Origin of the sequence: Methanolobus vulcani, assembly GCF_900100715.1 — an archaeon.
GTDB classification, from domain to species: Archaea; Halobacteriota; Methanosarcinia; order Methanosarcinales; family Methanosarcinaceae; genus Methanolobus; species Methanolobus vulcani.
Map to the genome: position 1 here is coordinate 62,510 of NZ_FNCA01000003.1, position 12,040 is coordinate 74,549.

The window sequence follows — 12,040 nt, forward strand, 5'->3', positions numbered from 1 at the left end:
ATGGCTATGCCTCATTTTAATATGCTGAGAACTTAAAACAAGTGCGATCATCGCAACCTATATTAATTAATTGTTACAATGGTAACATGTGAAATTGGCTTGTTTTAAGCTATCTTTACAGCAGGCACTGTGAATGCCTGTAATCCATTGTATGTAGCTTTTACAGAGCTGCATACTTATTATTTTCCTACTTATTAATCATCTCGCAATTCTATGTTTGTGCCATCCTGTATTTATTTTTGTTGTCACTGTTGATACGAATATCTACCATATTAATATCAACTAAAAGAGATAAAGTGGTGCAAACATTAATTACTTTTCCTGAATATTGGGTAATAAACCACCCAGTAGAGGAAATAAATAACAAGGGGCACTTATATCTCAACAATTAAAGAAATGTGTGGTCATCTACTTCTAGCAGTTTCTGCCTTGGAAGCTATTCTGTTACATGGAAGCTTCCCGAACCACCCATAAAAGAAAAACTTCCAACAACCGCTATTAAATCTCTTTTTTGTTTATATGCAATCTCGGATTTTGTTGAATCGGTAGAAGGTGTGGAAATTAATTTCCTATTATGCTGACTAATAGGAAGTTCGGATTCTAAAAAACGCTCCAAAAAACAGAAAACAAAGAATGGTTAAAAAAACCACCCTCAAAAATCAATCTTAAAATCCAAACAATGACGTTACGTCCATTACTACACTGGCAACGGTATATTTCACAGTACTTGTAATACCCACAGGTTCCACAACTATCTCACCGTTGTCTTTTGCTGCGATGAACTCTGTCAACGGATCAGATGACCTGAGAACTGACCTTACAGTGAATGCATTGGCACCGACAACCATGGTCGCACCAAAATCCTCATCTCCATCTACTTCTTCAAATGTTGTGATTTTGGCACCCTCTGTAATGGCTTTTATGTAGACCTTATCTCCGTCATCATCGACTATTACAAGTTTAATGGTCTCATCACCCAGAAGAGTTACAAGATAAGATGGGACAGCAGCCACATTCGCATTATATTCGGCTACATCAGCCTTAAGATCAGTAACGATGTCAGCACTGGCAACCGGCATCATCATTGACATCAGCAGCATTAAAATAACTATTATTTTTTTCATCCGCTTACTCCATTCCTATTTATTGTTTACAACACATACCTGAAAACTTCATATCAGGAAATATGCAAATTCTATATTTATTATTTATACACACATACGTAATAAATCTAGCCATACTTTTTTACAGTATAATTAAAAATAAGTCAACTGTTATAAACAAAAATAGACAAATTGAACACTTCATTATTCTATAAAACAGAAACAACATCCTGTGAAAAATAGTTATCAGAGACTATGACAATTAGGAAGGAATGTTCAGCTAAACCATCCTTTGGTTCTCAGGCATATCCTCACAAGCATCAGCATAACAGGAACTTCGATAAGAACACTTACAACAGTTGCCAGCGCTGTACCGGAAGACAGACCAAAAAGAATGGTTGCTGTTGCAATAGCTACCTCAAAGTGGTTTGATGCACCAATCATTGCCGAGGGAGCAGCATCCTCATAACTAAGTTTAAGCAGCTTCGCAAGAACATATCCAAGTGTAAAGATGAACACTGTCTGGATGAAAAGTGGTATGGCTATCCACAGTATTGTTAGCGGCTGTGCCAGAATAGTCTCACCCTTGAAACTAAAAAGCAATATCAGTGTTATAAGAAGGGCTGTTATTGTTATCGGTGTCAGCAAATGGACAAAACTTGTATTGAACCATTCCTCGCCTTTTGTCCTGATTATCATTTTTCTGGAAATATAACCTGCTGCAAGCGGAAGTGCAACATATATTCCTATGGACAATGCCAGCGCTTGCCATGGAACAGGAAGTTTTCCAACTCCAAGCAGGAAACCTCCAAGAGGACCATAGAGGAAAAGCATTGTCAGGGAGTTTATCGCAACCATAACAAGTGTGTGACAGTCATTTCCGCGTGCCAGATATCCCCATACAAGCACCATTGCAGTACACGGAGCGATTCCCAGAAGGATGCATCCTGCAAGGTAACTTCTCCACAACGGAACCTCAAGCATTTTCACACCTTCGTGGAGTACGACAGTACCTACACCATAACTTGCACCAACAGGCAGGTCAAGTCCGAACGGCATCTTTACGAGGTCAGTTGCTTCAGGACCTATGAAACCGAGGAACAGTGTTCCAAGGAAGAAGAGAGAGATAGCATACATTGTGAATGGTTTTATAGCCCAGTTAATGAACAGAGTAAGACCGACAGGTTTCAGATTCTGGCTGGCCTTGACAACTTCCCCGAAATCGATCTTCACCATAATAGGATACATCATAAAGAACAGGCAAATAGCAATCGGAATTGAAACAACCGGTGCTCCCTCTACATAAATTGAAAGACTGTCAAGATACAGAGCAACTTCGGGTGCTAATTTTCCAAGAAATATCCCGGCAATTATACAGAGAATTACCCATAAAGGAAGATATTTTTCAAAGAAAGCCAGCCCTTGAGGTTGTTTAGTTATACATGCTTTTGTAGCCACGAAATATTACCCCAATATTCCCAATAACATATCTCTTTACAAGCATATATAAATGGTACCACGTCGGTGCCAGAAAATATACAAAGCTATTTACCAAAAACCATAACAATCCAGTCCTTAATCTCATCCCGTATCTGCCTGAAAAATTCAAGTTGCTCGGCATCTGAACCTGTAGCTCCTGCAGGGTCCTTAAAAGTCCTGTGCATCAACTTTTTCGCCTGTGGCTGATCATTTCTGACATTTACACCTACAAGTTCCGGTGTGTTGCAAACAGGACATGCCTGTTTAGCTTTATCACAAACGGTTACAAGGACATCAAATACAACATCCTTATATTCACTCATTGTTTTTGAACGCTGACCTGAAATATCAATATCAATCTCCCGCATTACCTGAATAGCACGAGGGTCAACAGCAGTTGTTTCCACACCTGCGCTGTATACCTCATAACTATCACCATAGATAGACTTCATTAACCCTTCAGCCATCTGTGATCTTGCAGAATTGTGGTAGCACACAAAAAGGATCTTCATTTTATTCTGCTTTTCTATAATTTCCACCTCCGGAATCCTTCAAATCCAGGCTCATAAAACTCATTGATATGAAAATAAACTGGATTTATGAATTGTTAATGTCTTCCACAAATTGTTCAATTCTTTTCTTTATTGAATCCCTGAGCTTACGTGCCTGTTCCTGTTTTTCTTCTTCAGAACCAGTAAAGGTTTCAGGATCCGGATAAGGCCAGTGAAGTTGAAGAAATGGTTTTGGGAAAAGCGGGCATTCTTCTTCATGTGCCCTGTCACATACCGTGATTATATACTGGTACAATTTTCCCTCTTTGAAAAGGTTCCATGCTGACTGAGGTTTGCTCCCACTCAGGTCAAAGCCATCCTCTTCCATAACTTTCAGCACCAGAGAATTTATTGGTTCTGGTTTGTAGCCTGCACTTTCAACCTCAAACCTTTCACCGCCAATTTTTTTCAGATAAGCTTCGGCAATCTGGCTTCTGCCACTGTTACGAATACAAATAAAAAGAACATTGATTTTATTTTTGTCAGACACCATGTAGTAGAGTTGTCAACAGTCCATGATATAAAGTTACTCTATATAGATTATAGAGGGTATAGTTAGAAGCACATATCAACTTTCTATGATACATAATATATGAAATAAAAGAAAAAGAAAAAAATAGTAAGATAGAAGAAACTGCTTCGACTATCTAGTAGATTGCCAACCGGCCATTCACCGTGTGGATGGCCTGTCAAAGAAGATGTTCTTACCCTTAACACTCAGCGGCATTGCCATTGCAACATCTGCATCGATCATTCCTGAATAACATGCAGCTGCTCCCGCAGAATAGAGAATCCTGTTATCTATGCACAGGTCCTTTGCCCTGGCAGCAGCGCAGCCTACTGCAATTCCCAGATCCATATACTTGATCATACAGTGAGGACCTGTGAATTCAACCTTTACTTTTTTGTGCATAACCATATCAGCACAGGTCTCAAATCCACATGCCCCGCAATTAAGTGAACTTACACCTGAAGGTTTCAGACCAATTATCAACAAACAATCAGCATCCCTGACATTCTGAGCATCGCGTATCAGGAATTTCAGACCTTTGATCTTACTGAGTTCCACCATCTTATCAGCAAGCTCCATTTTCTCGTCATCATCGAAAATATAGGTCACTATATCATCGATACCTTTACCTTTCGGTGCAGTCCTCGCAGCCACAAGAATAGTATTTCCAAGCGATTCAACCACTTCAAGTTCAGGATTCTGTTTCATAAAAGAAGAAATGTTTTGATTGTATATATTCATTGAGGATTCTGATTCGACCTTTTCAGAACCTACTCTGTTGTCTTTCCATCAAATTCCGCTTCATTTGCCTCGGCTTCTTCCTTCGTGGAACGTACGATTCCATCCTTGTGGTGTGCCGGGGAATAGATGGTATACAATTTAAGTTCCTCTGTTTTTGAGGTGTTGACAACGTTGTGCTGTGCACCTGCCGGTACTACTACTGCAACACCGTCACCAAGTTCATACTCATTACCATCAATTATGCATTTGCCCTGTCCGCTTTCAAAACGGAAGAACTGGTCGTTTTCCTCATGAACTTCCATTCCTATTTCTTCCATGGGCTTAAGACTCATAAGTACAAGCTGGCTGTGCTTTGATGTGTAGAGAACCTTGCGGAAATTGGTATTTTCCAGAGTAGCCTCTTCGATATTGATAGAAAATCCTTTCATGCTAAATAATAGGAGTTAATTGGATATAAACTCACATGTACCAATATTTAAATAAGAATATATTAATGAATGTGAGAACGAAAGGTTGTAGAAAAAATCTATCAAACCGATTATCGTTCACACTAAAAAAACGAAAGATCAAAGATTAAGACTCAGGAAATTAGGTTCATCATGAACATGAGAATGGGTCTTTTCAAACTCCACAGCTTCCTTTTTGAGATTAGCCTGGATGCAACTGTCCACAATCTTCACAAGTTTTTCTTTCTCAACCTTGGTAACAGCACTAAGGAACTTGATATGTTCATCCCCATTTCCTTTCTCATCAAGGATCTCAACCACGGGTTCACCATCTGAAGATGTCAGGCTGCCCTTGACAAGACCAGAGGATGATTTGAAACTTATCTTTACATGACCCACAAAATCAGGATTCTGTTCCTTTACCTTCTCCTTAATATCCACAAGCATATGAACAAGCATAGATGTAATCCTGTCAACATCTTTGCCATTGGAAGTAATGGAATACTCACCTGCATAGCTTCCAACACCTGAAACTTCCATGGAGTTCATGTCCTCACGTTCCTGATGAAGATCACTTTCACCGGTAAGCAGGTCCATGAACCTCTCAAACTTATCATCGGCATTCTTTGCAGAGAACTCAACAACAATAGCATCAGGATTTATTTCCAGTGCCTTCTGAGTTGAGGAAGCTATTGTTTCCCTGTCAACAAGATCGATCTTATTGATACAAACTATCTCAGACTCTTTTATCTGGTTCTCGATGAACTTTGGGATCTGCTTCCATTCAGCACCAAACCTGCTGGCATCAATAATTGTAACAACCGGAGCAAAGGAAAGTTCGCCAAGATCCATAAGTTCAATGTGCTCCTTTATCTGAAGCGGGAATGCAATTCCGGTAGGTTCGATGATAACAACATCAGGATTATAATCCTCGATAAGAGTATCCAGAGTAAACTCCATACTTACCTTGAGTGAACAACATATGCAACCACTTGTGAGTTCCTTTGTCACAAGACCGCTGCTTGAAATGGTCTCACCGTCCACTCCAACCTCACCAACTTCATTGACAATTATGGCTATCTTGTGACCTTTATCAATTAGATGTTTTCCAAGATTCCTTAACGTAGTTGTTTTGCCACTGCCAAGAAAACCGCCTATGATTATGACTTTCATTTTTTCACCATAACATAATATCTTAATATTGCCTGTAATTAGTGTGGGTCCAAAAGCAAATATACCCATAAATCCGACTACTAAACTAAAAGCTTTTTGAAAATAGTCCGTGATGCAGGATTTCAAAGAGATTCATTGTTCAAGAGGAAGACGAACATGAACTGTTGTTCCTTTACCCTCTTCACTGCTGACGTAAATGTCACCTTTATGGTCTTCAACTATCTTCTTACAGATATAAAGACCAAGTCCGGTACCGCCGTATCTTCTCTTCACAGAAGAATCAACCTGATAGAAACGCTGGAAAAGCATTGGAATCTTATCTTCAGGAATTCCGATACCTGTATCCTCTACATCCATATACATCGAACCTTCGGAAACATGTGCTGAAACTGTAACTTTTCCACCATCATGAGTAAACTTAACAGCATTGTCGATCAGGTTCACAAATACATCCATCATTTTATCGCGATCAAGAACAAGTTGTGGCAGGTCGGACGGAATATCAGTTACAAGTTCTATATTCTTACTTGCAGCCTGAAGTGCAAGATCCTGAACCGAATGTTCAAGTATGTCCTTGATAGAAAACTTTTCAAAAGAATAATTCAGCTTGCCGGACTGAGCACGGCTTAGATACAATAAAGAGTCTACAAGTCTGCGAAGACGTTCCGAGTTCCTGAGAACAGTTTCAACAGCTTTTTGCTGCTGCTCGTTAACCTCACCCAGTGTTCCGTCCGAAATGAGCTGACTATATCCCTGAATAGATGTCAGCGGAGTCTTGAACTCATGGCTGACATTTGAGAGGAAATCATCCTTCATCCTGTCAAGGGACTTCAATTCCTCGTTTGCCTGTGAAAGTTCTTCGTTTGTCTTTGAAAGTTCCTCATTGACTTTGGAGAGTTCATTGGCATACTCACGTAAAGTATCTTCTGATTTCTGGCGCTGGATAAGTTTCCACATGCCTTCCATGAACAGTGTTAGTTGCCTTACATCAGTCTTATCGTAGTCATCATCCTTGTTTCCAACACCAGCAACACCTACTATTTTCTTTCCATCAAATATTGGAATACTCATGTAACGTCTGAGCCTTATATGACCTTTAGGGTAACCATGTTTTAACGGATTGGGAGCAGCGAAATCATTTACAATTACAGCTTTTTTCTGCCTGATTGGTTCTCCCCAGAGACCTGTTTCTTCAATAGTGTACTCCAGCTTCTTTCCCTTCACCTTACATTTGTCCATGATGCTTTGTGACCATGAATAAATTATGAGCTTTGTAGCTGTTTCATTGAGGAAAGCAAGATAACCGATCTTACTCTGGGTCAACCTTACAGCCTCTTCCTGTACAAAGTCTGCAACACCACTGAGAGAGAGATCTGTGACATGACTTATCTTCAGTAATGCTTCAAGACGTGATTCATCAAGACGTAAAGCCTCCTCTGCTCTTTTACGAATAGAAACATCGCCATAGATACCAATGCCTCCAAGCAGAGTTCCATCGTCTGCAAGGTTAGGACTAAAATCAGCTTTGAGATAAAGGTCTTTGCCACTGATGACAGTATGATATTTGCCTTCAAAATGACCGCTTTTTCTTGACAGGACATCCGAAATTGCCTTTTTCATATCCTCATCGTGTATCTGGGTCACCATGTTAAAACCAATTACCTTATCCTTGTTTTCGACTCCTATTATCTGAAGGAACTTTTCATTACAGTGAGATACAATGCCCTCTTCATTGAAATGAAAGATCCCGACCGGAGAGTTCTCAAATATAAGGCGGTATTTCTTCTCCGCTTCAAGAACAGCATCTTCTGCTTTTTTTTTCTCAGAGATATCCTCAAAAACACCTATGCCACCGAGGAAACTGCCATCTTCTGCAATATTTGGACTGTAATATGCTTTTATATAGATTGTAATATCTGTGGAAACTGTATGATATTCTCCTTCAAAGAAACCCTGCTTTCTTGAAAGAGCGTCATCAACTGCTTTTTTCATATCTTTATCTATAATTGAGGCTCCAAGATCGAATCCAATGATATCTTCCTTGCTTTTCAGCGCCATTATTTCCAGGAACTTTTCGTTGCAGTGAGTAATGATTCCTTTTTCATTGAAATGAAAAATTCCAAGAGGGGAATTCTCAAAAATAAGACGATATTTCTTCTCAGAAGCAAGAGCGGTTTCTTCTGCTTTTTTCCTTTCCGTAACATCTATGATTATTCCCTGATAGTAAGCAGGATCACCTTTTTCATCCCTGATAAGGTGTGACCTTTCCGTAACCCAGCGAACCTTGCCGGATTTTGTCATTAGGCGGTATTCCTTTGAGAAGAACATCTTGCCCTGAACTTCAAGCTCCGATACATCGGTGCGTACATGATCCAGGTCACCAGGATGGATGATGTCTCCGTAATTCATTTTACCGGAGATCAGGTCCTCTGGAGTATAGCCAAACTGGGAAATATTCTCTGAAACAAAAGCAACAGGCCAGTCATCCTCTGCACTCCACAGGAATGCAACAACAGGACTTTTTCTGTATATATCTTCCAGTTTTTCTATGGATTTGAACTTATCACGCAGTGTTTCATGATCGATGGTCTGCTCCACAAGCTTACCTATAGTACCTATCATACCGCTGTAATTTCCCTTGTCATCTGTGAGAGGAAGCAGGAAACCACTATGATAAATGAACTGACCGTCCGGTTTTACAAATGGAAAAACGTCATAACTTCTTGATTGCAGATCTTCTTTCACAGCCTGAAAAACATCTGCAAATCCGGGGTCATCGCCCCCAATGCTTTGTGGTATGAAATTAGTTAGTCTCTTCCCGCATACATCACTTTTTGATAAGCCGGATATAGACTCCATACCCTTGTTGAAAAAGACGATCTTGTCATTCTCATCAACAGCCCAGAAACCTGTCCAGACATTTTCAAGGATCTCATCTCTGAAATACTGACTCCTACTAACAGTCTTGCAGGACGATGAACTCTGAAGCAGGGTCCACTTGCCATTCTTCTCAATAATTGTCCCGTCATGCATACTGATAAGTTCGATCATTTCCATTCTTGAACGTGCCTCAAGGAGAAATGCAAAAAGACCTGTGATCTTTTTTGCCCTGATAAGGTCCATGGCCTTTTTCTCATATTCCACAAAGCTGTCCCAGGAATCACCATCTACAATTGTGAATTTGTCAACGATCCGCAGACCATTGTAACCTTCATACATTGCAATATTGTATATCTCTTCCCATTTCAGAAGATCCATGTCAGAAACTGCACCTTCTCCGGCAATGTAGCATTCATTACACTGCGAAAGTATCAACTGTCCGCTCTCAACATACCTGTCAACATCAAGTCCTGAATCCCTGAGAAGGTTTTTCACATTTTCAGTATCAAGTTGCCCTGCTACACCCCAGAGACAGCACTCATTGTTTTTTAGCCCAGCATCAAAAAAGGAAGCAACTATATCCACAAGTTGCTCTGTGGTGTCATAGAGCAGGGAAAATGAATTACCCTGTATCATATCCTCTCTAAAATTAATATCTGACCGGATACTCTGTATAGTAATAATATAACCCCGCTAATGTGAATATGAATGTAATGTTGTTATGAGAACAACATAAATTAGTTCACTATAACTGTATCCAACTCTTATATTTAAGTAGTTCCTTTTTTCAGTCTGCATAGTGTATCCTGTATATCTTTCCGGCATTGTCATCACTAACAAAAAGCGAACCATCATCTGCAACTATAACATCAACAGGTCTGCCGCTTATTGTTGCTGCCTTGAGCCATCCGGTTGCAAAATCATTGACCTGAAGAGTGTCCATATCAATATTGACTATCTTGTATCCTGTGGGTTCCTGACGGTTCCATGAGCCGTGGAAACACACGAACAGGTCACCCTGATACTTTTCAGGGAACATGTCACCATCGTAGAATGTTAGTCCAAGTGGTGCGGAATGAGCCTGAAGGTCAATCAAACTTGGTATCCTGCCACTGTCATTACAGGGGTTTCCGATGTACTCACTATTGTTGAAATCAGTGTCAAAGATATTCTTGCCATAGCAATCCGGCCATCCGTAATTTCCGCCTTCAACTATCAGGTTGATCTCGTCAGGCGGAGTGTTGTCACCAAGCCAGTCCCTTCCGTTCTCAGTTGCATATAACTCTCCTGTTACAGGGTGGAATGCAAGACCTACTGAATTTCGAAGTCCACTTGCAAATACTGTAAGGTTACTTCCGTCAAGGTCACTCTTTGATATAGCTGCTCTCATTTTATTGGACTCGTCACAGACATTACATGAAGAGCCCATACTCAGGTAAAGTTCACCATCATGAACTTTGACGGTCCTTGTATAATGACCTCCTGTAGGAAGATTGTCTATCAGCACTTCAATACTACCATTATCAGCTACAAGATCTTCATCATCATCCCTAACTCGAATGACACGACTTTCCTCTGCAATGTAATACCAGCCATCATAATAGTCAATTCCATGCGGATAATCAAGGTCCTGAATGAAAACCTGCAACTTATCGGCAACATTGTCATCGTTCCTGTCAGGCAGAATAGCTATCATTCCTTTGTTCGGTATTGAGACAAAAAGCAGACCATCTTTTATCATCATCATGCGAGGACCTGGTGAAGGGCCACCGAAAGAAAGCAGGGTGCTTCCAAGATCCTCAGCATAGACATCGATAACAAAACCTTCAGGTAAAGTGATTCCTTCCACTCCTGAACCTGTAACTGTTGGACGAACACCCAGATAATTGGCAGACAGGACAAGAATTACAAGAATTGATATGAAAACAAAAGCTATCCACCAAACCCTCTGACTTGATAATAATCGTGACATCACAACCCCTGTTAATAATTGGAACCAAGGAAATAAAAGTTTTTGCAAGCCGGTCCCGGATAATACAACCAGACCCATAAAATTAAATAAATTAAAGTTTTATAACTTTCTGTAATTACTGAAATTTTGATAACTTAGAATATAAACCGGTGGTCAGATGAGTGAAAAAGAAAACTCAACAAAAAAACATGAATGGCTTAACAGGCTGGAGAAAGAAGGAAGACTGAAGGCAAATCCGACTGAAGATCATAAGATAGGACTGCAGACGATGCAAAACCCGACACGTCGTAAGATTCTCAAAATGCTCAATGGCTGTCCACTTTGCATAGAAGAGATAAGGAATAGCCTGAACCTCAATAGCTCTATGACCAAGTTTCATGTTGAAATGCTGGAAAACGCACTTTACGTAGACAGAGTTGTGGACAGTGAGCCGCTCATGTACCAGATATCGCCTAGAGGAGAAGCTTTTCTTGAGAATGTAGAGGAGACATAATGATGAACGACCAGGAAAAAATTGACGAAATTGACAGGAAGATCGGCTTCTCGGCCATGAAAAAAACCATTATGGAAGATGGAGCAATAGACAGCAGAACCAAGAAACTCCTTTTAATTGCAAGTGCTGTTGCCGTTGGTTGTGATGCATGTTTTTCAGCTAACAAAAAGCGTGCAATGGATGCAGGAATTTCGGACGAGGAAATCAATGAAGCAATACTTGTAGCTTCACTGATAAGAATGAGTTCGGGTCTTAACTATATGTGGAAGGCTATCGACGAATAACAGATTAAACGAAGTTATGGAAGGAGGAAAGCAATTTCTTTTTTCCATTTCTCAATCAGCTTTCAACAATTCTGATCGGGAACAAGCTACTATAGAATACTGAAATTAGGACTCTGTAGAAATCCTGCGATTAAAACTTAAAAGCAAGCAGCAAATCATTTCCTCTTGGTTCATGGATAACTGAAGTTATCCCGGAGGGCCTGGCAAAGCCGGCGTTTTCCCACAAAACAAAACAAAATGATTTGCATAATACTCTCAAATACTTTCGTCTCAGGACTTCTGTAGAATTATTAATATTAATGTAATGATCTTATGACTAATACTCTGCACAGCAGCATGGGAATGTGCCGCTTTCGGCGGATGGTTGCTTTGTTTTCTGATTGCCAATTGTTTTGTGGAAATAAAAT

General features: G+C 40.1%; 11 protein-coding genes. 2 read left to right on the forward strand and 9 right to left on the reverse strand.

Translation table 11 applies throughout. The features are described from left to right. Positions 1 to 665: 665 nt before the first annotated feature. From BLP52_RS05220 to BLP52_RS05260, 9 genes are all read right to left on the reverse strand, one after another. Positions 666 to 1,124 (reverse strand): hypothetical protein, encoded by a 459-nt coding sequence (locus tag BLP52_RS05220; protein WP_091709340.1) that lies wholly within the window; start codon positions 1,122 to 1,124, stop codon positions 666 to 668. Between the two features lie 255 nt (positions 1,125 to 1,379). After that, a complete protein-coding gene (gene arsB, locus BLP52_RS05225) occupies positions 1,380 to 2,561 on the reverse strand; it encodes an ACR3 family arsenite efflux transporter (protein ID WP_091709342.1) in 1,182 nt (393 codons plus the stop codon). Between the two features lie 86 nt (positions 2,562 to 2,647). Next, complete coding sequence (locus BLP52_RS05230) at positions 2,648 to 3,121, reverse strand: arsenate reductase ArsC (RefSeq protein WP_238380733.1); 474 nt, start codon at positions 3,119 to 3,121, stop codon at positions 2,648 to 2,650. Positions 3,122 to 3,179: 58 nt separating this feature from the next. Further along, positions 3,180 to 3,626, reverse strand: a complete 447-nt coding sequence (locus tag BLP52_RS05235; RefSeq protein ID WP_091709344.1) for an arsenate reductase ArsC — start codon at positions 3,624 to 3,626, stop codon at positions 3,180 to 3,182. A 177-nt stretch (positions 3,627 to 3,803) separates the two neighbouring features. Next, positions 3,804 to 4,352 (reverse strand): ferredoxin domain-containing protein, encoded by a 549-nt coding sequence (locus BLP52_RS05240; protein ID WP_091709671.1) that lies wholly within the window; start codon positions 4,350 to 4,352, stop codon positions 3,804 to 3,806. A 62-nt stretch (positions 4,353 to 4,414) separates the two neighbouring features. Next, positions 4,415 to 4,813, reverse strand: coding sequence for a cupin domain-containing protein (locus tag BLP52_RS05245; protein WP_091709346.1), 399 nt, complete (start codon positions 4,811 to 4,813; stop codon positions 4,415 to 4,417). 138 nt (positions 4,814 to 4,951) lie between these two features. After that, entirely contained in the window at positions 4,952 to 6,004 is a 1,053-nt protein-coding gene (locus tag BLP52_RS05250) for a GTP-binding protein (protein ID WP_091709672.1), read from the reverse strand. A 132-nt stretch (positions 6,005 to 6,136) separates the two neighbouring features. Then, on the reverse strand, positions 6,137 to 9,520 hold the full coding sequence (locus BLP52_RS05255; protein ID WP_091709348.1) for a PAS domain S-box protein: 3,384 nt from the start codon (positions 9,518 to 9,520) through the stop codon (positions 6,137 to 6,139). A 151-nt stretch (positions 9,521 to 9,671) separates the two neighbouring features. Next, the gene (locus BLP52_RS05260) at positions 9,672 to 10,856 is read right to left on the reverse strand and encodes a PQQ-dependent sugar dehydrogenase (RefSeq protein ID WP_162272938.1); all 1,185 of its coding nucleotides are present in this window, start codon (positions 10,854 to 10,856) and stop codon (positions 9,672 to 9,674) included. A gap of 157 nt (positions 10,857 to 11,013) precedes the next feature. Here BLP52_RS05260 and BLP52_RS05265 point away from each other — a divergent pair, with 157 nt between their 5' ends. Both BLP52_RS05265 and BLP52_RS05270 read left to right on the forward strand, forming a co-directional pair. Further along, on the forward strand, positions 11,014 to 11,349 hold the full coding sequence (locus BLP52_RS05265; protein ID WP_091709351.1) for a winged helix-turn-helix domain-containing protein: 336 nt from the start codon (positions 11,014 to 11,016) through the stop codon (positions 11,347 to 11,349). Beyond that, a complete protein-coding gene (locus BLP52_RS05270; RefSeq protein WP_091709353.1) occupies positions 11,349 to 11,633 on the forward strand; it encodes a carboxymuconolactone decarboxylase family protein in 285 nt (94 codons plus the stop codon). Before BLP52_RS05265 ends, BLP52_RS05270 begins: the two co-directional genes overlap by 1 nt. Positions 11,634 to 12,040: the final 407 nt, after the last annotated feature.

Bases quoted from the DNA above. Each gene is read 5' to 3' on its own strand.
- BLP52_RS05220 (WP_091709340.1), bottom strand. From the start codon at position 1,124: ATGAAAAAAATAATAGTTATTTTAATGCTGCTGATGTCAATGATGATG.
- BLP52_RS05235 (WP_091709344.1), bottom strand. From the start codon at position 3,626: ATGGTGTCTGACAAAAATAAAATCAATGTTCTTTTTATTTGTATTCGT.
- BLP52_RS05240 (WP_091709671.1), bottom strand. From the start codon at position 4,352: ATGAAACAGAATCCTGAACTTGAAGTGGTTGAATCGCTTGGAAATACT.
- BLP52_RS05245 (WP_091709346.1), bottom strand. From the start codon at position 4,813: ATGAAAGGATTTTCTATCAATATCGAAGAGGCTACTCTGGAAAATACC.
- BLP52_RS05250 (WP_091709672.1), bottom strand. From the start codon at position 6,004: ATGAAAGTCATAATCATAGGCGGTTTTCTTGGCAGTGGCAAAACAACT.
- BLP52_RS05255 (WP_091709348.1), bottom strand. From the start codon at position 9,520: ATGATACAGGGTAATTCATTTTCCCTGCTCTATGACACCACAGAGCAA.
- BLP52_RS05260 (WP_162272938.1), bottom strand. From the start codon at position 10,856: ATGTCACGATTATTATCAAGTCAGAGGGTTTGGTGGATAGCTTTTGTT.
- BLP52_RS05265 (WP_091709351.1), top strand. From the start codon at position 11,014: ATGAGTGAAAAAGAAAACTCAACAAAAAAACATGAATGGCTTAACAGG.
- BLP52_RS05270 (WP_091709353.1), top strand. From the start codon at position 11,349: ATGATGAACGACCAGGAAAAAATTGACGAAATTGACAGGAAGATCGGC.